This window comes from Pseudoalteromonas sp. US3C1013, from assembly GCF_048401115.1.
In the GTDB taxonomy this organism is placed as follows: Bacteria; Pseudomonadota; Gammaproteobacteria; order Enterobacterales; family Alteromonadaceae; genus Pseudoalteromonas; species Pseudoalteromonas undina.
The window spans coordinates 257171-281433 of record NZ_CP183075.1; the positions used below are offsets into that span (position 1 = coordinate 257171).

At 41.6% G+C, this 24263-nt stretch carries 25 protein-coding genes and 1 riboswitch; of the genes, 17 read left to right on the top strand and 8 right to left on the bottom strand.

Going from position 1 to position 24263, the window contains the following annotated elements:
- Window positions 1-75: 75 nt before the first annotated feature.
- On the top strand, window positions 76-906 hold the full coding sequence (locus ACNSN2_RS01125; protein WP_418608225.1) for a sulfurtransferase: 831 nt from the start codon (window positions 76-78) through the stop codon (window positions 904-906).
- Between the two features lies 1 nt (window position 907).
- On the opposite strand, the gene ACNSN2_RS01130 is transcribed toward ACNSN2_RS01125, so the two are convergent.
- A complete protein-coding gene (locus ACNSN2_RS01130) occupies window positions 908-1258 on the bottom strand; it encodes a DUF5522 domain-containing protein (protein WP_055012293.1) in 351 nt (116 codons plus the stop codon).
- A gap of 43 nt (window positions 1259-1301) precedes the next feature.
- On the opposite strand from ACNSN2_RS01130, the gene ACNSN2_RS01135 reads away from it, so the two are divergent.
- A complete protein-coding gene (locus ACNSN2_RS01135; RefSeq protein WP_418608228.1) occupies window positions 1302-1628 on the top strand; it encodes a hypothetical protein in 327 nt (108 codons plus the stop codon).
- Between the two features lie 113 nt (window positions 1629-1741).
- On the opposite strand, the gene ACNSN2_RS01140 is transcribed toward ACNSN2_RS01135, so the two are convergent.
- Entirely contained in the window at window positions 1742-2710 is a 969-nt protein-coding gene (locus ACNSN2_RS01140; protein WP_008115459.1) for a class 1 fructose-bisphosphatase, read from the bottom strand.
- Window positions 2711-2864: 154 nt separating this feature from the next.
- On the opposite strand from ACNSN2_RS01140, the gene ACNSN2_RS01145 reads away from it, so the two are divergent.
- Both ACNSN2_RS01145 and ACNSN2_RS01150 read left to right on the top strand, forming a co-directional pair.
- Window positions 2865-5294 carry a zinc-dependent metalloprotease gene (locus ACNSN2_RS01145; RefSeq protein WP_418608230.1) on the top strand — a complete coding sequence of 810 codons (2430 nt, stop codon included), beginning with the start codon at window positions 2865-2867 and terminating at the stop codon, window positions 5292-5294.
- Between the two features lie 139 nt (window positions 5295-5433).
- Entirely contained in the window at window positions 5434-6207 is a 774-nt protein-coding gene (locus tag ACNSN2_RS01150; RefSeq protein WP_010390508.1) for a YggN family protein, read from the top strand.
- A 106-nt stretch (window positions 6208-6313) separates the two neighbouring features.
- Here the strand turns inward: ACNSN2_RS01150 and rsuA are convergent, their stop codons facing one another.
- The gene (gene rsuA / locus ACNSN2_RS01155; protein WP_418608232.1) at window positions 6314-7012 is read right to left on the bottom strand and encodes a 16S rRNA pseudouridine(516) synthase RsuA; all 699 of its coding nucleotides are present in this window, start codon (window positions 7010-7012) and stop codon (window positions 6314-6316) included.
- A gap of 58 nt (window positions 7013-7070) precedes the next feature.
- Here rsuA and zapE point away from each other — a divergent pair, with 58 nt between their 5' ends.
- A complete protein-coding gene (gene zapE, locus ACNSN2_RS01160; RefSeq protein WP_418608234.1) occupies window positions 7071-8180 on the top strand; it encodes a cell division protein ZapE in 1110 nt (369 codons plus the stop codon).
- 72 nt (window positions 8181-8252) lie between these two features.
- On the opposite strand, the gene galE is transcribed toward zapE, so the two are convergent.
- Window positions 8253-9269 carry a UDP-glucose 4-epimerase GalE gene (gene galE, locus ACNSN2_RS01165; RefSeq protein ID WP_138569808.1) on the bottom strand — a complete coding sequence of 339 codons (1017 nt, stop codon included), beginning with the start codon at window positions 9267-9269 and terminating at the stop codon, window positions 8253-8255.
- A 251-nt stretch (window positions 9270-9520) separates the two neighbouring features.
- Between galE and ACNSN2_RS01170 the strand changes: the two genes are divergently transcribed.
- Window positions 9521-10009: a DUF3016 domain-containing protein gene (locus ACNSN2_RS01170; protein WP_290170535.1), complete on the top strand. Its 489-nt coding sequence runs from the start codon at window positions 9521-9523 to the stop codon at window positions 10007-10009.
- Between the two features lie 53 nt (window positions 10010-10062).
- On the opposite strand, the gene ACNSN2_RS01175 is transcribed toward ACNSN2_RS01170, so the two are convergent.
- Window positions 10063-10353, bottom strand: coding sequence for a hypothetical protein (locus ACNSN2_RS01175; RefSeq protein WP_010390514.1), 291 nt, complete (start codon window positions 10351-10353; stop codon window positions 10063-10065).
- 116 nt (window positions 10354-10469) lie between these two features.
- Here ACNSN2_RS01175 and ACNSN2_RS01180 point away from each other — a divergent pair, with 116 nt between their 5' ends.
- The gene (locus ACNSN2_RS01180; RefSeq protein ID WP_008115467.1) at window positions 10470-10679 is read left to right on the top strand and encodes a hypothetical protein; all 210 of its coding nucleotides are present in this window, start codon (window positions 10470-10472) and stop codon (window positions 10677-10679) included.
- Here ACNSN2_RS01180 and epmB read toward each other — a convergent pair.
- On the bottom strand, window positions 10676-11689 hold the full coding sequence (gene epmB / locus ACNSN2_RS01185; RefSeq protein ID WP_010390516.1) for an EF-P beta-lysylation protein EpmB: 1014 nt from the start codon (window positions 11687-11689) through the stop codon (window positions 10676-10678). The two genes, ACNSN2_RS01180 and epmB, sit on opposite strands and share 4 nt — an antisense overlap.
- A gap of 40 nt (window positions 11690-11729) precedes the next feature.
- On the opposite strand from epmB, the gene efp reads away from it, so the two are divergent.
- Both efp and epmA read left to right on the top strand, forming a co-directional pair.
- Window positions 11730-12296, top strand: a complete 567-nt coding sequence (gene efp, locus ACNSN2_RS01190; protein ID WP_010390517.1) for an elongation factor P — start codon at window positions 11730-11732, stop codon at window positions 12294-12296.
- 60 nt (window positions 12297-12356) lie between these two features.
- On the top strand, window positions 12357-13331 hold the full coding sequence (gene epmA, locus ACNSN2_RS01195; RefSeq protein WP_138607106.1) for an elongation factor P--(R)-beta-lysine ligase: 975 nt from the start codon (window positions 12357-12359) through the stop codon (window positions 13329-13331).
- A gap of 101 nt (window positions 13332-13432) precedes the next feature.
- Here the strand turns inward: epmA and ACNSN2_RS01200 are convergent, their stop codons facing one another.
- Window positions 13433-15532 carry a TonB-dependent receptor gene (locus ACNSN2_RS01200; protein WP_418608239.1) on the bottom strand — a complete coding sequence of 700 codons (2100 nt, stop codon included), beginning with the start codon at window positions 15530-15532 and terminating at the stop codon, window positions 13433-13435.
- A 102-nt stretch (window positions 15533-15634) separates the two neighbouring features.
- Here ACNSN2_RS01200 and ACNSN2_RS01205 point away from each other — a divergent pair, with 102 nt between their 5' ends.
- From ACNSN2_RS01205 to ACNSN2_RS01240, 8 genes are all read left to right on the top strand, one after another.
- Window positions 15635-16033, top strand: coding sequence for an acyl-CoA thioesterase (locus ACNSN2_RS01205; RefSeq protein WP_010390522.1), 399 nt, complete (start codon window positions 15635-15637; stop codon window positions 16031-16033).
- 115 nt (window positions 16034-16148) lie between these two features.
- Window positions 16149-16547, top strand: a complete 399-nt coding sequence (locus tag ACNSN2_RS01210) for an META domain-containing protein (RefSeq protein ID WP_010390523.1) — start codon at window positions 16149-16151, stop codon at window positions 16545-16547.
- Between the two features lie 98 nt (window positions 16548-16645).
- Window positions 16646-16752: riboswitch (TPP riboswitch) on the top strand.
- Between the two features lie 141 nt (window positions 16753-16893).
- The gene (gene thiC / locus ACNSN2_RS01215; protein WP_418608242.1) at window positions 16894-18846 is read left to right on the top strand and encodes a phosphomethylpyrimidine synthase ThiC; all 1953 of its coding nucleotides are present in this window, start codon (window positions 16894-16896) and stop codon (window positions 18844-18846) included.
- Window positions 18847-18962: 116 nt separating this feature from the next.
- Entirely contained in the window at window positions 18963-19964 is a 1002-nt protein-coding gene (locus tag ACNSN2_RS01220; RefSeq protein ID WP_138621302.1) for an FAD-dependent oxidoreductase, read from the top strand.
- A gap of 6 nt (window positions 19965-19970) precedes the next feature.
- Window positions 19971-20165, top strand: coding sequence for a sulfur carrier protein ThiS (gene thiS / locus ACNSN2_RS01225; protein WP_036932961.1), 195 nt, complete (start codon window positions 19971-19973; stop codon window positions 20163-20165).
- 5 nt (window positions 20166-20170) lie between these two features.
- The gene (locus ACNSN2_RS01230) at window positions 20171-20962 is read left to right on the top strand and encodes a thiazole synthase (RefSeq protein ID WP_418608244.1); all 792 of its coding nucleotides are present in this window, start codon (window positions 20171-20173) and stop codon (window positions 20960-20962) included.
- A gap of 21 nt (window positions 20963-20983) precedes the next feature.
- Window positions 20984-22510 (top strand): thiamine phosphate synthase, encoded by a 1527-nt coding sequence (gene thiE, locus ACNSN2_RS01235; RefSeq protein WP_418608246.1) that lies wholly within the window; start codon window positions 20984-20986, stop codon window positions 22508-22510.
- On the top strand, window positions 22494-23291 hold the full coding sequence (locus ACNSN2_RS01240; RefSeq protein ID WP_418608248.1) for a HesA/MoeB/ThiF family protein: 798 nt from the start codon (window positions 22494-22496) through the stop codon (window positions 23289-23291). Before thiE ends, ACNSN2_RS01240 begins: the two co-directional genes overlap by 17 nt.
- A 91-nt stretch (window positions 23292-23382) precedes the next feature.
- Here ACNSN2_RS01240 and asd read toward each other — a convergent pair whose 3' ends face one another.
- A complete protein-coding gene (gene asd / locus ACNSN2_RS01245; protein WP_418608250.1) occupies window positions 23383-24249 on the bottom strand; it encodes an archaetidylserine decarboxylase in 867 nt (288 codons plus the stop codon).
- Window positions 24250-24263: the final 14 nt, after the last annotated feature.

Consider the following 24263-nt stretch of genomic DNA (forward strand, 5'->3'; position numbering starts at 1 on the left):
AACCAGTCTAAATTCTGTTTATAAACAGGCTGTAATAATATATAGCTATTTCATTTCCTTAAATTTGGCAAGACGATGAAAAACATAGTCAGTGCAAAATGGTTACATGCGCGTTTAGAGCAAACTAACTTAGTTATTTTTGATGCAGGTATGCTACGCCCCTCTGCTGCAGGGGAGTACTCGCCCGTTGCTATGCTACCCAAAGCACAACGGTTTGATATCAAAAAAGAACTCGCAGATACTTCAAACCCATTACCCAATACCTTGTGTAGTGCAGAGCAATTTACTCAGGTGATGCAAAAAGCAGGCGTTAATCACGACTCATTGGTGGTGATTTATGAAGATGCGGGGTTATTCAGTGCAGCTAGAGCCTGGTGGATGTTTAAAGCCATGGGGTTTAATAACGTAAAAGTGCTCAGTGGTGGTTTAGCCAAGTGGCTTGAGCTGGGGCTTGCGGTTGAGTCAAACTATACGCAAGCATCACTAAAAGGCGACTTTATTGCTCATTACCAACCTGATTACTTTATTGATAAAAAACAGGTGCTAAGTGCTACTAAGGATGCCAATACAGTTATTTTAGATGCGCGTGCTTATGAGCGCTTTACCGGTAAAAATAAAGAGCCAAGAGCGGGTATGCGCAGCGGCCACATTATTAATAGCTACTCGCTACCTTTAAGTAGTTTATTAGAAAATGGCGAGGCAAAATCACTCGACTTTATACAAACACAGTTTAGTGAATTAGTCGGTAATGCAACCCAGATACAGTTTAGCTGCGGTTCGGGTGTTACTGCCTGTGTGCTTGCATTGTTCGCTGATGAATGCGGATATAATAATTTAAGTGTTTACGACGGCTCCTGGAGTGAGTGGGGCGCTGATAGCTCACTGCCTATTGCTGTGGGTGGCTAATTTAACTATAGGGACAATTTTTACACCCGTTTTTGCAGCAAGTACCCCGTTTTAAAAAATACCACTTACTAAACACCATGTAATTATTCTGCATGGTGTAATCTAACCCTTCAATTAAATTATCATGGCTTCTAAATTGTTTAGCAAAAGCGATTTGAGCTTTTATTGGTTGAGTGTATATAGTCTCTAAATAGCTATTTATTTTAGCAAGAGTACATAAGCGGCATAAGCAGCTGGTTGCTGTATCATCGAGTGGTAAAATAGCAGGTAACTGATAACACCAACATGCGGTTATATCATTAACATTACAGTTAAGCGTTGTATTACATTGGCTGCAGTTTATCTGGGTCATTTTAGGTCTTATTAACAGTAGAGCAGCAAGAATAACAAACATTATGAATATACAAAAAGCATTGGCTGAATTTATTACATTTGGCGAGCAAAGAGATAACGCCATTAGTGTGATTGTTTCAACCGCAGCAAGCAATAAAATCTACCTGTATACACTCACAAAGCCTGTACTAATTAATGTACTTACGCGTTGTTTCAATAAAGAAATTGATATTGACGATTTACAGCTGTGGGCAAATGTCATTGAGTCGCGAGATGACATAAATTGCGCCGAGCATGAAGGCGTTATTTACGCGCTAAGTAATAGCGAGCAAATGGGCGAGTTGACTCATCAAAAGCTCGCACAGTTGCTAAAGCTGTTACAACAGTAGCAGGTGGTTATCAGAAAGTATGAAAGGTTTTAAGCAACAGGTTTCAGATGTTAGTAACCACTACAGGGCTTATCTCTAGCTGACAACTGAAACCTAAAACCTGTTCTTAAAGTTTACTTATGATAGCTCAAGCAAGTTTCCACTTCGTCTTTAGAGCCTAAAATAACCGCAACACGCTGATGGATGGCATCAGGCTGAATATCCATAATACGCTCAGTGCCTGTTGAAGCAATACCACCTGCTTGCTCTACTAGCATTGCCATTGGGTTTGCTTCATAAAGTAAACGCAGTTTATTAGGCTTATTAGGATCTTTAGTATCAGTTGGGTAAGTAAATAAGCCACCACGGCTAAGTACACGGTGTACATCGCCAACCATTGCAGCAATCCAACGCATATTGAAGTTTTGAGCACGAGGGCCTGTATCTCCCGCAAGTAAGTCGTTAATGTAGTTTTGCATCGCCGGTTCCCAGTGGCGCTGGTTTGAGGCATTAATTGCAAATTCATTGGTTTTAGCAGGAATAGCGGCAAAATCTTGGGTAAGTAAAAAGCTACCTTGGGTTTTATCTAAGGTAAACATGCGTGTACCTTTACCCGTTGTTAGCGCAAGCATGGTCGATGGCCCATACAGTACGTAACCTGCAGCTACTTGTTGATGCCCAGGTTGCATAAAAATCTTTTCATCAGCAGCATCAGAGCCCACCGGCGCTTTCATAATAGAAAATATAGTGCCTACTAGCGAGTTAATATCGGTGTTTGACGAGCCATCAAGTGGGTCAAATGCAACAATGTACTCAGCATCTGGGTTACCGGCAACGGTATAATCTTCTTCTTCAGAGGCAATCGCTTTAACTGTGCCTGACTCCAGCAATATATCTTTTAATAACTGATTAGACAGTACATCGAGTTTCTTTTGTGTTTCGCCTTGAATGTTTTCATCGAGGGTTGAGCCTAATACGCCCGATAATTCACCTTGACCGACGCGAAATGAAATTTCTTTACATGCCGCTAAAATAGTACGAATTAACGACAAAAGTTCTCTTGAACAGCCATCTTCTAGTAATACTGGTGGGAGTCTACGCATTCTTTTTTCCTGATAACGTGTTAAAACTAATCATAATGTGAGAGAGATTAGTTTAGAGCGCTGAAATTCGTCTTAAATAACTGTATTGTATAAATAACCCCCTATAATGGGGTACCTACATCGCATTTAAAACGCTAATAACAAAGATAAGATTATGCAAAAAATATCACGATTAAGTTACATACTCTTTACTGTGCTGCTCTGTATGATAACTCAAGCGCACGCAGCAATTAAGTCTATTGACGAATTTACTGAAAAAATGAACCATTTCCCTGGTTATTTTTCTTTCTTTTACGATACCCAAAACGGCAATGTGTATTTAAAAGTTGATAAACTTGAGCAACAATTTTTACTACAGCATAGCTTGCCTTATGGCGTTGGCTCTAACGATATAGGTTTAGATAGAGGCCAATTAGGCGGTACCTATTTGGTACAGTTTGAGCGCTTTGGCAACAAGGTGATGTTACGTGCCGTAAATACTTACTACCGTGCAAACACGAGTAATATAGCAGAGCAGCAAAGCGTTAAAGAAGCGTTTGCATCCAGCATTTTGGCGGGTTTTAAAGTTGTCGCTCAAGATGCCACTGCTGCATTAATAGATTACACCCCTTATTTACTGAGTGACGTACATGGCGTAAGCCGTACTTTAGCTGCGCGCAAGCAAGGGCAGTTTAGCCTTGATGAGTCACGCAGTGCGGTATTTATGAATCGCTCAAAAGCATTTTTGAAAAATACTGAACTTGAAGCCATTCTCACCTTTGAAGGGTCTAAACCAGGTAAATACGTTCGCCAAGTGAGTGCTGATCCTTACGCTTTGAGTGTGCACATGCACCATTCACTTATTCAATTGCCTGATGATAATTACACGCCACGAAAATTTAGCCCGCAATCGGGTTATTGGAGTGTGGAGCATAAAAATTATGCAGCAGGGCTCGATGAGTCTATGTACGTGCGTTACATTCCGCGTCATCGTTTAGCAAAAAAAGATCCAAGCCTAGCAGTTAGTGAGCCAGTAGAGCCTATTGTTTATTACTTAGATCCAGGGGTACCTGAACCAGTAAAAACGGCTTTATTAGATGGCGGGCAATGGTGGAATGACGCTTTTAATGCTGCAGGCTATAAAAATGCCTTTAAAGTTAAAGTGCTACCAAGTAATGCAGATCCTATGGATGTGCGCTACAACGTTATTCAATGGGTGCATCGTGCAACCCGAGGTTGGTCTTATGGCAGTTCAATTATAGACCCACGTACAGGTGAAATTATTAAAGGCCATGTGACACTAGGGTCGCTGCGAGTGCGTCAAGATATCCTTATTGCTGAATCACTCGCTGCGCCTTATTTAAAAGGCAATGAAGTGGCAGGTACTTTACATGCAATGGCACTTGATCGTATTCGTCAACTCAGTGCTCATGAAATTGGTCATACACTAGGTATTGCGCACAACTTTGCTGCGTCAGTAAATAATCGTGCTTCGGTGATGGATTATCCGCATCCGTTATTGAGCTTTGCAGATAATGGTCAGTTAGATGTATCTCAAGGTTATGCTAAAGGCATGGGCGCATGGGATACGCAAGTGATCAAATATGGCTACAGTGACTTTACCGGCCAAGATGAAAGCGAAGCACTCGCTGCTATTTTGCAGCAAAATAAAGCACAAGGTTTGGCGTTTATTTCCGACAGTGATGCCCGTGCAAAAGGTGGTGCGCACCCTACAGCGCATCTTTGGGATAATGGCGGTAATCCAAGTGAAGAATTACTTAGAGTGCTTGATGTGCGAAAGCAGGCGCTCGGGCAGTTTGGTATTAACAATATAAAAACTGGGGTTGCACTGTCGCAGTTAGAAGAAAAGCTAGTGCCACTTTACTTGTTCCACCGTTATCAAGTTGAAGCGGTTGCAAAGCTTATTGCGGGTGTTGATTATGACTATGAAATTCGCAGTGACGCACCCGTTAAAGGCGCCCAAGTTGTAGCTAAAGAGGCTCAGCAACAAGCAGTTAATGCTATTTTAGCCACCCTAAAAGCAACTAATTTAACGCTGCCAGAGTCGATACTGTCTTTGATTGTGCCAAAGGCGTATGGCGAGTCTAAATCACGAGAAAGTATAGTGGGTCGTACCGGCTTGACTATGGATGCACTTGCATTGCCTGAAGTGGCAGCGCAGCATAGCTTATCGTTACTACTCAATGCTCAACGATTAAATCGTTTAGCACAGCAACAAGCTCGTGATAACCGCTTTTATAGCCTAGATGAGCTGCTTAAACAGTTAAATAAGCAAGTGTTTAATGTATCAGCGCCTGCCACCATGATAGGAAAAGTAACACAACGAGTACAGTACCTAACGGCAAAAACCATGGCTGATCTTGTGGCTAACGACGGTTTAAGCCCTGAAGTGCAAGCGCAACTACATTTCTATTTAAGCAAGCTTGCTGATGAGTTTAATCAGCACTCTTTGCTAGGCCATCCTGAAGTGGGTGACAGCGCATTTAAAAATTATTTAGCGTCGCAAATTAATCAGTTTTTAACAACAGGCCAGTGGCCTGACAATTTTAAAGCCCTGCCAATACCACCAGGCTCACCTATTTAATAGTACAAGCCAGAGGATAAAGGCGCTGTGTAAACGTTACGTTTCATGGTGCCTTGTTTTTAGGGTGTTACTTTTGCTTGCATAAAGTTGGTTTTTTGTTAATCTAGCCACCCCCTATTTTAGTCTTTTTGAGGTGTTTATGGCGTTTTTATCTCGTTCGATATTGGCGTTATCAATGGCACTTTTAAGCTCCAATGCAATCGCACAAAAACAATGTGATGTTGAACTTCGTCATGGTTTAATTATTACCGATGATGTGATCCGTATTGTTGATAAAGGCCAAACAAGGGTGCAAATTAACAATAATAATCAATTGTTTATTCGAGGCTACTGGGTCGATTTAAGCACCGACGAAAGCAAAGTGCTAGAACAATTTAGCAATGGTATTCGTCAAACAGTTCCTGAGTTGGTCGATTTAGCGACCGATGGCGTTAACCTAGGACTCAGTGCTATTGAGCATGTTGTTGAGGGCATGTCAGATAAAGAACCCGAAGTGCTAAAAACGCAATTACAATATGTAGAGCGCGCACTTATGGATAAGTTTAAACGTGGCGACGATTTCTTTTTTATAGCCCCTCAATCGCTTTCCCAAATTGATGATTTTTTTACTAAAGAAATTAGTCAAAAAATACACTCCGCAGTACATGGCTCTTTGGGTGCTATTTTAATGTCGCTTGGGGATGCGTTTAAATCTCGAGAAGGCAATATAGAAGACCGCATGAACGACATGGGGCAACGCATGGATATCATCACCAAAGAAATCGATAAGTCGTTACAGAAAAAAGCCCATCAATTAGAACTTAAAGCCTCTGAATATTGTGAATGTTTAAACTCTCTAGATATTACTGAGTCTCGGCTGCAAGCGATTGTACCTGGGATGACAGACTTTGATTTAGTGCAGATTAAATCGTAAGAACAGAGATTAGGCAAGATTATAGAAGGCAACGAGCATCGAGCCTAGAGCGGCAGGTGAACAGCCCGAACCTCGCCCGGAACCATTTCCTAACACCTAAACAACCTCACAGTTTTATCTCTGCGGCAGTTAATGGGCGGTATTCACCTGCAGCCAAATCTTCACCTAACTTTATACCCGCAATTTGTTCACGATGTAGTTCAACTACTTTGTTATCTACCGCTGCTAGCATACGTTTTACTTGGTGATACTTCCCCTCAGAAATAGACAAGCGTAAACCATAATTCCCTAAGCGCTCAGCAATAGCAGGGCGAGTTAAATCTTTTTCATTGTGAAGCTGCACACCGTCGCGTAATTGCTGCAGTGCATCATCGGTAATCGGCTCTTGAGTTTCAACCAAGTAGGTTTTAAATTTATTCTTTTTAGGCGAGGTAATTTTGTGTGACCAGTCGCCATCATTAGTAATAAGCACTAGGCCTGTGGTGTCTATGTCTAAACGCCCGGCAATGTGAAAGTCGGCCATGTTTGGCTCATCAAGCAAATCAAATACGGTTTTGTGTAACTCATCTGAATTAGCGCATACATAACCTACCGGCTTATTGAGCATAAAGTAGCGTTTACCTAAAAACACTAATGGCTGATCATGAAATAACACGTCATCTTGCTGAGTAACTTGGAAGTCGAATGCCGTGATCACCTCGCCATTAACGCAAGCCACTTGGCTTTTTATTGCTGCGCGGGCTTTTGAGCGTGGTAACTCTGCTAAATGGCTAATAAATTTATCTAAACGGCAAGGAAATTTCATGTTGTTCACATTTTTAGTCGGCTACAATGGCCGCGAGTATAGCGGATAGTGAAATACCATGACAGAGCCCAGTACAGAAATTTTAAGCCTGTACCATAGCAAGGTTTCATCAGGAGAGCTTGATTCCGATGCGGCGCAGCACCAAGCTGTGAGTGCGTTACAGTCTTTAAGTGAGCAATTAAATCAGCCTGCAAGCTGGTGGCAAAAAGCACCTTCAATAAGGGGAATATATTTATATGGCCCGGTTGGTCGAGGTAAATCTATGTTGATGGACTTATTTTATGAAAACTTACCCACAGAGAAAAAGCAGCGCCTGCACTTTCATCATTTTATCGAAAAAGTTCATGCTCAATTGGCCAAGTTACAAGGGGATAAAAATCCGCTGCAAATAATTGCTAAACAGTGGGCCAAAAAGATAAAAGTGCTGTGTTTTGATGAGTTTTTTGTTAGTGATATTGGTGACGCCATGATCATGGCTCGGTTATTTAACGCTTTATTTGAACAAGGCGTGGTGCTAGTAGCAACCTCTAACGCAAAACCGGAGCAACTTTATTACAACGGTCTGCAACGCGCGCGATTTTTACCAACTATCGATTTAATAAATGAACATTGTCGTGTAATTAACGTAGCGGGGGAGGAAGATCACCGCTTTAGATACGGCAGAAGTAGTCGTCATTATTTTATTAACTTGCCCGATGCTGAATTTGAGGCTGGGTTTTTATCCGCACATTCTCATGCAATGCGTAATAATACAATAACTGTGCATGGCCGAGTGCTTCCTTATTTATTAAAAACTGACGATGCTTTACTGATTGATTTTATGGCATTGTGCTCAGGCCCTCGTAGCGCCAATGACTATATGTTTTTAGCAGAACAGTTTTCGGTAGTATACATCGCGAATGTGCCAATAATGGGAAAAGAGGCAACTGGTAAAGTTATTGTGCATGGTATAGAAGACAGCTATCAGCGCGAAAAGCAGCAGTTAGATGAGCATACACTCGATGATGAAGCTCGGCGTTTTATTGCCTTAGTCGATGAGTTTTATGATTGCCACAAATTACTGGTGATTAACGCTCAGGCCGACATAAACGAGTTATACCAAGGTAAAAAATTAAGCTTTGAATATGCGCGAACCCAGTCACGGATTGTAGAAATGCAAAATTGGTAAGTACAACATTAAAACACCGCATTTAATTTAAATGCGGTGTTTTAATTTTAAGCTGATAACTTAAAGATGCCTTTATGACTTATATCCATTTGGATTATTTGATTGCCAGCGCCAAGTATCTTGCATCATGACATCAATACCACGCTCAGCTTGCCAACCTAGTTCACTAAGGGCTTTTTCTGGCGCAGCATAACAGGCTGCAATATCACCTGGGCGACGAGGTGACACCGCATAAGGGATTGCTTGGTCGCTAGCCTTAATAAACGCATTAACCATTTGTAATACTGAATAGCCGTTACCGGTACCAAGGTTATAAACAAGCGCACCGGTTTCTGCGGCTATTTTATCAAGTGCTTTTAAATGCCCTAAGGCTAAATCTACAACGTGAATGTAATCGCGAACACCAGTACCATCTACCGTGTCGTAATCATCGCCAAATATAGCGAGCTGCTTTAATTTACCAACCGCAACTTGTGAAATGAAAGGCAGTAAATTATTAGGAATGCCATTAGGATCTTCACCAATTAAACCTGACTCATGTGCACCAACGGGATTAAAGTAGCGCAAAATAGCAAACGCAAAGCGCTCATCTGATTTAGCGATATCTTGCAGCATCATTTCAACCATTAGTTTAGACGTACCATATGGGTTGGTTGTACCGCCAACGGGGAAGTCTTCGCGTATTGGTAAGCTTGCAGGGTCACCATAAACTGTTGCAGATGAGCTAAATACCAGTTTAAACACACCCGCGTCACGCATAGCATCAACTAGTGTTAATGTGCCTTGTACGTTATTTTGATAATACGCGATTGGTTTGGCTACCGACTCACCAACCGCTTTTAAACCTGCAAAATGAATTACACTATCAATGTTATGTTTTGCAAATACTGAGTCTAAAAAGGATTTATCTAAAATATCACCTTGATAAAAAGTAATTGCTTTACCGGTTATTTTTTTCACTCTCTCAAGTGACTCTTCAGAGGAGTTACTTAAGTTATCGATAACGATAACGTCGCTGCCTTGCTGTAAAAGTTCTAAAACGGTGTGTGAGCCAATATAGCCTGCGCCACCGGTTACTAAAATTGCCATGAATGCTCCTTGGAAACCTCTGTTCAATTACCCTAATTTCACCATAAATAATGAGTTTTTACATGTATTATTTTATTTGCTTTGTAATAGTATGATCGTAAACCGTACTTTCGATTACATTTTGTGCAATTTTAATAACACCTCAGCGTAAAGATTAAGTTATAGTTCATATGTAATTGCTAAAGTGATGTATAGCGATTTGTAAAATATTCAATTGATCACAATGATCAAAATACTCGTTGGAGAAACGTATGAACTTAGTTAAAAAAATAGCAATGTTGATGTGTATTGCACTACCGAGTGTTGTTTGCGCGGGTGAGGCTCAAGTGAAATGGCATGACTTTAATGATTATCGCGATGTACGCCCATCAAACCAAACTAAAGGCTCATACCATAAGCAAATAGCCAAAAGTATTGATGAACACTTTGCAAAGCTCAGCGAGCAACTTCCTAAAAACTACAGTTTAAAAATTGAAGTCACCGATTTAGATTTAGCCGGAGACGTACGCTATGGCGGTGTTAACGAAATCCGAGTGGTAAAACCTATTCACTTTCCACGCATTGAATTTAATTATGTGCTCAATGATGAAAGTGGCGTTGTCGCACAAGAAGATAACGTAAGTTTAAAAGATATGGGTTTTATGGATAAAATTAAAATGGGTCGAGATGAAGCATTTTACTACGAAAAACGCTTATTAACAGAGTGGTTTGGTGAACAAATTTTACCGCGTATTAAGTAACATAGCGCAAAACATCTGTGCAACAGATGTTTTGCGCAGTAAGCCCAGAGTGCTTACTTAAAGGTCGCTAACAAGGTTAGTAAGTTTTGTAGTTTAATAACTGCTTGTTTTAGCTTTTCTTCGTCTAAACCGTCGCTTGATAAGCTTTCTACATCTGCGGCAACGTCTAAAACGTAAGGCTTAAAGCGTTTAGCTTCAAAGCTAAATCCAGCGTCTTCGGCAAATAAGGCTTTAAATTTTCCGTGGCCTTGCTGTTGTAACTCATCGAGTTTTTTATCAGCATCAAGCGCCTGACGGTAAACAATTTTTAAGTTGGCGTTGAGTTGTTCAATTATAGAATCCATGGTTTTCCTAAAGCTTAGTGCAATGTTGCCGATAAATACTTAAGTGGGTTGGTAAAGTAATTTACCAATTCAGCGACTATAATACGTGTATTACATTTAAATGTCAGGTGTGAGTTATGAATATATCAGGTGGAAATCTACCTACAATCCCTGGTGCAGGCCAAGGCGCAGAGGTTTTAACTGCTGCTTTATCTAAAAAGCAACAGCAAGCTGATGGCGCCGCTGCACTTGCGCTTATTGAAGGTGCTACACAATCCTCAAGTGCGCAAACACCGGCTAAGTCGGTTACTGCAACACTTGGGAATAATGTAAACGTTTATGTTTAAACCAATTTGAGGTCAATAGGGGTTTTACTTTTTTGGCCCCCTATTTCTCTTACTAGTTTAGGCACTAAAAATCCTGGCAGGGCTTCTAAAAGCTCTGCCATTATTTTTATGGCCTGCGCCTCATCTATATCAAAATGACTTGCGCCTTCTACCTTATCCAGTAAGTGTAAGTAATAAGGCATTACGTCTGTATCAAACAAGGCTTCACTTAAGTTTATTTGCGCATCAACTGTATCGTTAACATCTTTTAAAATAACCGCCTGATTTAATAACAGTACATTGGCTTGTTTTAGCATGTTCATGGCGTTTTTAAAGTCATTATCTATTTCGTTAGCATGGTTAATATGATTCACGAATATAATTTTTAGTGGTGACTTTGCTAATCTTTCACATAATTGTTCAGTAATGCGTGCAGGGATCACAACAGGTAAGCGGCTGTGTATGCGCATCCGTTTTATTTGTGGTATTTGCTCAAGCTCATCTAAAAACCAACTAATAGCATCGTCTTTGGCCATTAGTGGATCGCCACCACTTAAAATCACTTCGTTAATATTTTTATCAGCTTGTATATAGCTCAATGCATCAATTAGGCTGCGTTTATTTAACTGGTTTTCTTGATAAGGAAAATGGCGTCTAAAGCAGTAGCGGCAATTTACCGCACAACCAGTTTTAAACATGACTAAAACACGTGATTTATATTTATGTAACAGACCTGGTTGATTGTTATCTTGCTCAAGTAGCGGATCTTTATTAAACCCCGACTTAGTTAAAAATTCTTGATGGCGAGGCATAACTTGCAGCAATAAAGGATCATTTGCATCGCCATGACGAATTTTTTTTATAAAAGGCAATGGCACACGAACAGGAAACAAGCTACGAGCTTTTATGTCGTTTTCATGGACTTGGCTCGATAAACCAACCATTTCTAACAACACTTTTGGGCAGGTAACTACATTTGCTAATTCTTTTTGCCAGTTTTTATGCAAATTTGCTTCATTTCTTTGTATCATTGGCACGTAGATTACTCGAAAAATATAAATAGAGGAAACGATGGCGAATTATAGCACCAACGAGTTCAAGGGCGGCCTAAAAATTATGATGGACGGCGAACCTTGCAGTATCTTAGAAAATGAAATGGTAAAACCGGGTAAAGGCCAAGCGTTTAACCGTGTTCGTATCCGTAAGCTTATCTCTGGCAAGGTACTTGAAAAAACCTTTAAATCGGGTGAATCGGTTGAAGGTGCTGATGTAATGGATACCGATTTAGCGTACCTATATACAGACGGTGAATTTTGGCATTTCATGAACAATGAAACATTTGAACAAATCGCTGCTGACGAAAAAGCACTGGGCGATGCTGGCAAATGGTTAGTTGAAAACGATGTATGTACTATTACATTATGGAACGGCAGCCCAATTGCTGTAACTCCACCAAACTTTGTTGAGCTTGAGATCACTGAAACTGATCCGGGCCTTAAAGGTGATACAGCGGGCACAGGTGGTAAACCAGCAACGCTTAGCACAGGTGCTGTAGTACGTGTTCCATTATTCGTACAAATTGGCGAAGTAATTAAAGTAGACACTCGTAATGGTGAATACGTGAGCCGTGTTAAGTAAGCAGCAACGCGTCTTATTAATTAAATCCCGGCTTAAGCTGGGATTTTTTTTGGAGAAAATATGTCAGCAGATCTTTGGAAGCCGAGTGCCAGCATAGAAATACTTAAGCAACGCGCAGCAATTATGCGCAGCATTCGGGAATTCTTTTATGAGCGTAATGTAATGGAAGTCGAAACACCGAGTTTAAGTGCTGCCAGTGTAACCGATGTGCATTTAGCCAGCTTTAATACTACATTTGTGGGCCCAGGCCATGCTGGTGGGCTACCCCTGTTTTTGCAAACATCTCCAGAGTTTGCGATGAAACGCTTGTTAGCGGCCGGCTCAGGCGCTATTTTTCAGCTTTGTAAGGCATTTCGAAATGAAGAAGCGGGCAGTCATCATAATCCTGAATTTACTATGCTCGAATGGTATCGGCCTGGGTTTGACGAATTTGCTTTAATGGACGAAATAGATGAGCTAATGCAGCTCATTCTTGAGGTTGCTCCTGCAGAGCGCGTTACCTACCAAAAGGCATTTGAACGCGCGTTAGGGGTCGATCCATTAACTGTATCTATCACGCAGTTACAACAACTCGCATGCGAACATGGCTTTGCTGATATTGCTAAAAACGAGACTCATAAAGATACCTTGCTGCAATTATTATTTTGTATGAAAGTAGAGCCAACAATAGGACAAGATAAGCCATGTTTTGTGTATCACTTTCCGGCATCACAAGCGGCACTGGCACAAATTTGTAAACACGATGAGCGAGTAGCAGGGCGCTTTGAGTTGTATTATAAAAATATGGAGCTGGCTAACGGCTTTAATGAGCTCACTAATGCTAAAGAACAAGCAAAAAGGTTTAACGAAGACAACACCTATCGTGCTGCTAACGGCTTAAAGCAAGTTCCTATGGATACGCGTTTAATTGCGGCATTGGAACATGGTTTAGAGCAATGTGCGGGGGTTGCATTAGGGATTGATAGACTCGTGATGCTAGCAACCAATAAACAAAAAATAAAAGAAGTGATTGCGTTTGATGTGGCCAGAGCTTAAAGCAGCTAATAGCTTTTAGCGGTCAGCTATCAGATAAAAAAACACCGCGTTTGCATTAAACGCGGTGTTTTTTTATCCCTAACTGACAACTGGTAGCTGTATTACAAATTAAGCGTAAACGTAACGCCGGCTACACGTGGCTCACCTAGTTGAATGTAAGTTTGACTTGTATAACCATCTAACGGGTTGTTACCAAATTCAAAACCGCGAGTTGGAACGGTTTCATCAAACACATTACGTGCCCATGCACGAACAGCCCAGTTTTCTGCTTCGTAACCAAGGCTCGCATTTACTAAGTTTGTATTTGGAGCTTGTGCATTATGGCTGTCTGAGAAGTAATAATCGTCTTTGCCTTCAACGCCTAACATTGCATATAGCTCATCAGTAACATTGTAGCGTGCACTAAATGCGTATTGATATTTAGGCGCTTGTGCTTGCTCGCGGCCATCTTGGTTTAAGCCCGATTTAGTGACAAAGTCGTTTATTTTCGTATCTAAATAGCCAGCACTACCGCTAATGAGTAAATTATCAGTAAGTAAGTAGCTGCCTTCAATTTCAAGACCGTAGTTGCTGCCAGAGCTGGCATTGGCGACATAACCGGTAAATTGTTGATCTGATACTTGCCACGACTTTAATTGAATATTATCGCGGTGCATATAAAACGCCGCTAAGCGCAGGGTAAACTTGTCATCTAGCGATGAACCTTTAACGCCAAACTCACCACTCCACAAGTACTCTGGATCAAAGCTGGTATGCTGTTTGAAAAAATCAGCATCTAAGCTTAAACCTTCATCTTTTGCTTTTGCTAGCGCTTCTGAATTAATACCACCAGCTTTGTAACCGCGGGTGATACTGGTGTAAATCATGGTACGGTCAATAACTTGGTATTCAAGTGCAATTTTACCACCGAGCATAATATCGTCAGTTTCTTCAATAAAACCGTTACTATCGGTGTAATCACTTTGATATTGCTCAACTCGTAAACCAGTAATAAGCGTAGTTTTTGGGCCAATTGCTGTGGCTAATTGGCCATAAGCTGCAATGTTATTAGTTTCATAGGTTGAAGCAAACGGGTTGGCTAACCACGTATATTGACGCTCTAAATCCACATCACGGTTTTGATAGTAAATACCCGCAACCCAGTTACCTGCTTTACCAGTAAATTGCAGATCGAGCGCTTGATCATCACGATCGCGGCTATAAATATCTGTTGAACTATAGCCATCAGGATGTAAACCGGCGGCACATAATTGCGGCTTATTAGTATCGTTACACACCCAGTCTTCATCAAAGCTATAAAAAAGTTCTGTATCAATGGCTGAAAGGTTTAAGTTGACATCAAAGGCATCAAAACCAGTGTAAGTATTATTCAGGCCAATAGCATAACTTTGTTGATTATCTTCGCCTGGTTGATCAGCAAGACTGTTACGAGAATTATCAAGGGTAAATGCATCGTAACCGTTATTAATATCGATATAGTGCAGGTTTAGCTCTGAATTTAAATGAGCTGTGAGTTGGCTATTTAATTTAAAGCGTGCAACTTGCTCATCTTGATCTTGAGTGGGTTTATCTAAATAAAGGTTGTCTACGTAGCCGTCAGACTTTCTGCGAAAGTAGCTAACGCGGGCACTGGTGTCATCTGTTAAACCGGTACTAGCAGCAAGGCCTGCTTCGTGGCTGTTATAAGTGCCAGCGCCTAAATGTAATTTTAAGCTAGGATCGCTGGTTGCACTAGCTGATTGCATTTGGATCATGCCCGCCATGCCATCTGCACCAAAACGTGTACCTTGAGGACCGCGATAAATTTCTACTTGGTCAATATCAAACAATAATGAACTACCACCTAAGCCTGAATAATTAATACCGTCAATTACTAAGCCCACAGATGGATTTATCGGGTCAACAAACTGCGAGCGTAAACCGACACCGCGAATTTGAATATAACGACCGCGAGACGCACCAGCAGCAAAGTTTACATTGGCTGCACTGGCTAACATTTCGTCTAAATACGTTGCACCACGTTGATTCATTTCATTTTCAGAAAATAAGCTGGCACTGGCGCTTAATGTTTGAATGCTTTCTTGCTGAAAGTCACCGGTAACAATGATTTTCTCTAGTTCGGTGTCATCTGCGTTAGCATATATAGGTGCTGCGAGCAGGGGTAATAACGTGGCTGTAATTAAAGACAAACGTAAGTTCATTAGGTTACTTAACTCCATTTTAGGGACTTGTATGGTAGCAATTATTTCAACACTTGTGCTATAAACGCGGCAATTATACGTTAAATAATTGGGATTACTAATATGACCTTTAAAGTAGACTTTAAGGTACGTGACTACGAATGTGACCTACAAGGTATTGTGAATAACAGTGTTTATTTTAATTATCTTGAGCACGCTCGCCACGAGTTTTTATACGCACACGGCGTTGATTTTGCACAACTTGCGAAAGATAAAATTAACTTAGTGGTGATACGCAGTGAAATGGATTACAAACATTCCCTACTACCAGGGGATGAGTTTTATGTGGCGGTAGAGCCTGTGCGTATTAGTCGTCTTAAGTTTGCATTTAAACAAACGGTAGTGCGCAAACAAGATGAAAAAATGATGCTCAATGCCTTAGTTATTGGTACATCGGTTAATGAGAAAGGTCGGCCATTTTTACCACCACAGATAGATAACTTATTCCAAGCCGTTGCATAGTTTTAAATAGCATGAATTTTAAACAAAAATTTACATTTAAAATATGCATTTTTAACGGATAAACCTGACAAATATTGATACTATTACATTAATTAGACAATAAGTTAGTAGTAACATGAAATTAGCAGCAATACCGATGCTCGTAATCGGTTTATGTGTTGGTTGCGCATCAACAGGGACAGTTACCACTGAGCAGCTAAAATATACACAATGGCAATTATCAAAGGTTGATGATTTGGCTATTCCCGCGTCCTTTAAAGCATCAATGAGTTTTATAGAAGCGCTACAAATAAACGGCTTTGCCGGATGTAATAAGTTTTTTGGTGAAGGCTCACTTGAAGACAGTAGCCTGAGCGTAAGCAAATTAGGTATGACACGTAAATCATGTGGCCCTGAACTGGATGAGTTTGAACAACAGTTTTTACAAGCTCTGCAGCAAGGTGCAGTGCTTAACATGCAAGACCAAACATTGGTAATGCAAGCTGAACAAAAATTTGTGTTTATCCCAAAATAATTTTTGAGTTTTGAAAAACAGCCCCTTGCAGGGAATTTTCAACTGACGTACACTCATCGCAGATTTGATCAAAACATTATCAAATCAACGAAAAATTCAAATACTTGTCGGAGTGCCTAAGTTTTATTTAGGCTGAGATCGCGAAAGCGGGATCCGTGAACCTGATCAGGTTAATACCTGCGTAGGGAACAAGCTGCCTAACTAGGACGCTTGTGCGTCTTTTTTTATGCGCACAAAAAAGCAACATCCGTCTTAGGCCGCAAAGTCGCATAAAGCTACTTTACGATCTTTCTCTATTCCTCAGCGGAATATCTGACAAGACAACCCTTTAGCAATGAGGTAAGTCATGTCAAATACAACAAATAAAGCCACCCGTCGCGAAACTCGTGCGGCCGCATCAGATTATATTTATAACTTAACCGGTCAGCCGTTTCCAAGCTCCCATAAAGTATACGTTGCAGGTAGCCAGCAAGGCGTACGTGTGGGTATGCGTGAAATCACATTGAGCGATACTTTTATTGGTGGTGATGAACAAAACCCAGTGTATGAGTCAAATGCACCACTGCGTGTTTACGATACATCAGGCCCGTATACCGATCCTGAATTTAAATTGGATGTGCGCAAGGGACTTAATAAATACCGTGAACAATGGATTGAGAGCCGTAATGATACCGAAGTACTCGAGTCGGTAACCTCACAGTTTGCACAGCAGCGTATGGCTGATGATGGGCTAGATCATATTCGCTTTGAACACCTTCCAAAAATACGCCGTGCAAAAGCGGGTAAAAATGTCACCCAAATGCATTATGCTCGCCAAGGGATAGTCACCCCAGAAATGGAATATGTAGGGATACGTGAAAACATGGGGCGTGCGCAAATACGTGAAGAGTTATTAGCTGCGCAGCATAAAGGAGAGTCGTTTGGCGCGAGTATCCCTGAGTTTATTACTCCTGAATTTGTTCGCGATGAAATTGCTCGTGGACGCGCTATTTTACCTAACAATATTAATCACCCAGAAACCGAGCCTATGATTGTTGGTCGTAACTTTTTAGTTAAAGTTAACGCCAATATAGGTAATTCATCAGTGGGCTCATCTATCGAAGAAGAAGTTGAAAAAATGGTGTGGTCAACCCGCTGGGGTGCTGACACCGTAATGGATTTATCAACAGGACGTTACATTCACGAAACCCGTGAATGGCTGGTACGTAATTCACCAGTACCTATCGGTACTGTTCCAATTTACCAAGCACTTGAAAAAGTAAATGGCGTAGCAGAAGACCTAACTTGGGAAATATTTCGCGACACCCTAATTGAACAAGCAGAGCAAGGCGTTGATTACTTTACCATTCATGCTGGTGTGCTGCTACGTTATGTGCCAATGACAGCAAAACGCGTAACCGGTATTGTGTCACGTGGTGGCTCAATTATGGCTAAATGGTGTTTAGCGCACCATAAAGAAAACTTCTTATACACTCACTTTGAAGATATTTGTGAAATTTTAAAACAATACGATGTGTGTTTTTCACTAGGGGACGGTTTACGTCCGGGTTCTATTGCCGATGCGAACGATGAAGCGCAATTTAGTGAGCTTCGTACCTTAGGTGAACTGACAAAAATAGCTTGGAAGCATGATGTACAAGTGTTCATAGAAGGCCCTGGACATGTGCCTATGCATATGATCAAAGCCAATATGGATGAGCAACTTAAACATTGCGATGAAGCGCCATTTTATACCTTAGGCCCACTGACCACAGATATTGCCCCTGGGTATGATCATATTACCTCGGGTATTGGTGCAGCGCAGATTGCTTGGTATGGCTGTGCGATGTTGTGTTACGTAACACCCAAAGAGCATTTAGGTTTGCCAAATAAAGAAGACGTTAAAGAAGGCCTTATTACCTACAAAATTGCCGCTCATGCCGCCGATTTAGCGAAAGGTCACCCAGGTGCACAAGAGCGAGATAACGCGCTATCAAAAGCGCGCTTTGAATTTAGATGGCATGACCAGTTTAATATTGGTTTAGACCCTGTTCGCGCCCGTGAATACCATGATGAAACACTGCCGCAAGAATCAGGCAAAGTTGCGCATTTTTGTTCTATGTGTGGCCCTAAATTTTGTTCCATGAAAATAACCCAAGAAGTACGCGACTACGCCAAAGATCTAGAAGCGCGCGGTATTGATCCTAATAACGTGGGTGATGCCATTGAAATCAAAATGGTTGATGTAGAGGCCGAGATGAAAGCTAAATCTGAAGAGTTTAAGCAAACAGGCTCAGAGATTTACCATAAAGCGCTGTAGCACAGCTTTCAGTTATTAGCTGTCAGCTATCAGCGATAAAGTAAGCAGCGTAGAGGCAAGAGTTGCTTTACTGACAGCTGAAAGCTGGTGGCTATGAGCTACATTTAGGAGTGTTTATGTTTTATAACATTGCTGTGGTGGGCTTTGGTTTAGCAGGGCGGTTGGCTGCGCTTGAGTTAAGTAAGCAACATCGTGTTACCGTATTTGAAGCCGATGATGAACATACTCAGAACAGTGCCGGTAAAGTGGCAGCAGCGATGCTAGCCCCCCTAGCTGAGTCTGTTATGTGCGAACGTGAATTGGCTTTAATGGGAGTGGATTCTATTACTCGCTGGCCTGCTATTTTAGAACAACTAAATAGCGAGGTATTTTTTCAACAGCAAGGTACCCTAGTGGTTGCTCATCCGCAGGATAAAGGCGACTTACAAAGCTTTGCACAGCGAATCAAACCGTTACTAAATTTTAGTGCTCAAGCGATTAATGCACAGCAAATTGAGCAACTAGAACCTGAACTGGCTGGTCGATTTAGCCAAGGCCTATTTTTGCCCGGTGAAGCGCAGATAGATAACCAAGCCTTTTACAAAGCCAGCTTTAGGTTGCTAAATAAGCGCAAAGTAAAGTTTGTATTTAATCAGCGCGCCAGCATCTTTGATAACAAAGTGAATAATCGAGAGTTTGATTACATTATTGATTGCAGAGGGCTTGGAGCCAAACAAGATCAGCCCCTTCGAGGCGTGCGCGGGGAAGTGGCAAGACTCTATGCACCCGAGGTTAATTTATCTCGGCCAGTGAGGTTAATGCATCCGCGTTATCCTATTTATATAGCACCTAAGCCGAATCATGAATATGTGATTGGTGCCACCGAAATTGAGTCTCAAGATAATGGGGCGGCAACCGTGCGTTCAACATTGGAGTTACTTTCAGCCGCTTATACAGTGCACAGCGGTTTTGCCGAGGCTCGACTGTTAAATATTCAAACCGGGCTTCGCCCTGCGTTTAGCGATAACTGCCCACAAGTTACACAACTGGGGCAGGTAATTAGTATTAATGGATTATACCGCCATGGCTACATGCTCGCGCCGAGTTTAGTTGCTGATGCTGTTGCCAGAATAGAGTGAGGAATGATGGATATAATAATTAATGGTAAAGCGCTCACCCTAACAAGTAGCGAACTAAAACAGTGTTTAATTGAGTATGGTGCTAAAGCACCGTTTGCAGTAGCCATTAATGGCCAGTTTGTACCTCAAGAACAACATGCTAACTACACACTTAATGATGGTGATTGCATTGATGTGTTATCTCCGATTCAAGGAGGGTAACCATTATGTTACCTCCCGATAATGTCACTATTTATGGCGAGCAATTTTCAAGTAGATTACTGATTGGCTCTGCGCTTTACCCATCTCCCGCGACGATGACTAAAGCAATTAATGCTTCAGGAGCGAATATTGTTACAGTGTCTCTACGTCGCCAGCAAAGCGCAGCTGCAGGAGATGATTTTTGGCAACTTATAAAGAATACAGGGCTCAAAGTTTTACCTAACACAGCAGGATGCCACAGTGTTAAAGAGGCCATTAATTTAGCTAAAATGTGTCGAGAAGTATTTGCTACCGATTGGATAAAGCTGGAATTAATTGGCGATGACTATAACTTACAGCCAGATCCTTTTGCTCTGCTTGAAGCCACTGAGATTTTAATTAAAGATGGGTTTAAAGTACTGCCTTACTGCACCGATGACTTAGTGCTTTGCCAACGTTTAGATGAATTAGGCTGCGAGGTGCTAATGCCATGGGGCGCGCCAATTGGGACCGGTAAGGGATTATTAAATAGTTATAACTTAAAGGCGATACGGGAGCGTTTACCTAACAGCACATTAATTGTTGATGCTGGGTTAGGTTTACCATCGCATGCCTGCCAAGCCTTAGAATTAGGGTATGATGCGGTATTATTAAATTCAGCCATAGCGGGTGCGGGTTGCCCTATTACCATGGGACTTGCATTTAAAGCAGCTGTTGAAGCAGGGCGCTTTGCTTATAACGCCAAAGCAATGCCAGAAAAAGACGTTGCGGCCCCATCAACCCCCACAATGGGTATGCCATTTTGGCATCAAACGTAAAAAATTAGGAAGTAGGTCATTATGAACAATGTAGTATGGACGATTGCGGGCTCAGACTCCGGCGGTGGCGCAGGTATTCAAGCTGATATTAAAGCAATGCAAAGCTTTGGTGTGCACGGTTGTACTGCGATTACCGCACTAACAGCACAAAACAGTTTAGGTGTTGAGGCGATTAATGCCGTCTCTACTGATGTGATTGAGTCGCAGTTATTGGCACTCGAAAAAGACATGAAAGCCAAAGTAATTAAAATTGGTATGTTAGCTAACGTGCAGCAAATTCAATTGATCAGTGAGCATATTAGCCATTACAAAGCGAAGTGGCCAACCCCGCCGGTGATTGTGTACGACCCTGTGGCTATTGCCTCAAGCGGTGACGTACTAACAGAAGAAGACACTGTAAGCGCGATTAAAGAATGCCTATTACCGCTGGTGGATGTAATTACCCCTAATACCCATGAAACACAGTTATTAACAGGTGTGTATTTAATTGGCCCCGCAGCAATTAAAGAAGCAGCAAGCAAACTAATGGCATGGGGTGCCAAAGCGGTGGTTATAAAAGGCGGGCATTGGGATTACCCAAGTGGTTACTGTATTGATTACTGCTCACAAGGTGGTGAAGAGTACTGGTTGGGTAATGAAAAAATTCAGGTTCCGCACAATCATGGCACTGGCTGTAGTATGGCGTCTGTTATTGCTGCATGTCTTGCAAAAGACTATCCGTTAAAAGATGCGTTTATTTTAGCTAAAGCCTATATAAACCAAGGTTTAAAGCAATCAGTTCGCTATGGCGAGGGGATAGGGCCGGTTGCACAAACGTCGTTTCCGACTGACCTAGCGCATTACCCTCAAGTGATTGAAGCGGGTAGTTGGTTGGGTGATGAGCTAGATTTTGATGTACCGCTTGATTTTAATATGGCAGCTGACTTTGCTGCGTGTGAAAGCAAAGCGCTTGGCGCTTATGCGGTAGTCGATAGTGTAGAGTGGTTAGAAAAATGCTTACAAAATGGTATTAAAACAGCGCAGTTAAGAGTTAAAAATAAAAGCGAAGATGAGCTGGAACAATTAGTCGCAAGCGCGGTCGCTTTGGGTCAGCAATACAGTGCGCATGTGTTTATTAACGATTACTGGCAGCTGGCAATTAAACATGGCGCCTATGGTGTGCATTTAGGACAAGAAGACTTAGAGAGCGCAAATTTAGCGGCTATAAAAGAAGCAGGCCTGCGACTTGGGCTTTCTACCCATGGCTTTTATGAAATGCTTCGGGCGCATAATTACCGCCCAAGCTACATGGCCTTTGGCGCGATTTACCCTACCACCACCAAAGACATGGCAGGGCAAATTCAAGGGCTTGAAAAGCTAACTCGATTTGTGCCATTAATGCAAAGTTATCCTACTGTGGCTATTGGTGGAATTGATTTAAATAGGGCGCAAGAGGTTGCTAAAACTGGCGTGGGCAGTGTAGCCGTGGTACGTGCTATTACCGAGGCTGATGATTATGTAGAGGCAATCAATACCTTAAAATCGGTGATAAATGAGAATGCCTGCTAACATGCAAACGCAGCAGCTCAGCGACAAAGAAACTCTACGTTATAGCCGCCACTTATTATTAAAAGAGGTGGGGCTCGAGGGGCAGTTAACACTTAAAGCGGCAACCGTTGCTGTGGTAGGTGCAGGTGGACTAGGAAGTCCTGCGCTACTTTATTTAGCAGCTGCTGGTATTGGCACACTAATATTAATTGATGACGATACCGTTGAACTCTCTAATTTACAGCGGCAAATACTGTATAAAGTGAATCACTTAGGGCAGCAAAAAGTAAATGCAGCAGGGAAGGTGCTTGCGAGCCTTAACAATCAAATAAACATAGTGACTCACTCGCAAAAGTTGAGCGATGCTAACAGTGATGCACTATTCAGTAACGCCGATATCGTACTTGATTGCTCTGATAACTTTGCGACTCGTTACACCGTCAATCGTTTTTGCGTAAACAACAAAACACTACTAATTTCTGCAGCAGCGCTAGCAACCCAAGGGCAATTAATGGGCTTTGACTTTAGGCAAACAGATAGCCCTTGCTATGGCTGCGTATTTCCACAAAATGATGCTAACCCTGTTGTTAATTGCGACAATGCGGGCGTTATTAGTCCCTTACTTGGTGTAATTGGCTCTATGCAGGCACAGCTAACTCTTAATATGTTGTTAGGTCATTGTGGTGGGAGTGTGTTTATAACCTTTGACGCATTAAGCTTAAAGCAACAGCATTTTAAGATGGCTAAAAATTTAGCGTGTAGAGAGTGCGCAAGTGTGAGTAAAGAACAGCTTCGCTTTTAACCTGAGCAAGCTCTTCGTCTACAAAAAACACCGCGTTCAATACAATAAACGCGGTGCTTTTTAATTTCGATCTGACAACTGGTACTATTTATTAATCATCAATTTTTGCAAACGCAGTGCCTAAACGGGTTACCGTTTCAGGGCGTTGATCATCAAAAATATCGGCTTTATCTGCACCCCATGCAAGTACAACTGTTGAGCCTAATTTAAAGCGACCCATTTCTTCCCCTTTTTTAAGGGTGATCGTATTTTCGCCTTTAGTTGGATAGTTCCAGCTAAACACATCACTGCCAGCTGGTGGAGTGACTGTGCCAGCCCAAATAGTTTCTATGCTAGCAACAATGGTTGCGCCTACAAGGACCATAGCAAGCGGGCCAATTTCAGTTTCAAAAATAGCTACTACACGCTCGTTACGGGCAAATAAGTTCGGTACGTTTTGTGCGGTAAGAGGATTTACCGAAAATAAATCGCCCGGTACATAAATCATTTTGCTTAGCGTGCCATCAATTGGCATGTGAATACGGTGGTAATCTTTTGGTGCCAAGTAAATAGTTGCAAATTTACCACCTAAAAACGGTGTTGTGTCGTCTTCTGAGCCACCTAACAACGCTTGTAAGCTGTAATCATGGCCTTTAGCTTGGATTAGTTGGCCGTCAACAATATCGCCAAGTTGGCTGATTGCGCCGTCAACAGGGTGAATAATAATATCGTCATCTTCAACCATAGGACGAGCACCGTCCTTTAACGGACGGGTAAAAAATTCATTAAAAGTTTTATAATGAGCTGGATCAGAATATTTAGCCTCACTCATGTTTATTTTGTATTGTTTAATGAATAATTTAATTAATGTTGTTGTTAATGCGCCCGCTTTTGCAGCTGCAAGCTTACCTACTACACGAGAAATAAAGTGCTTTGGCATAGCATATTGCATGGCGATTTTAAATTTATCTAAACTCACAGGTTTTTCCCTAA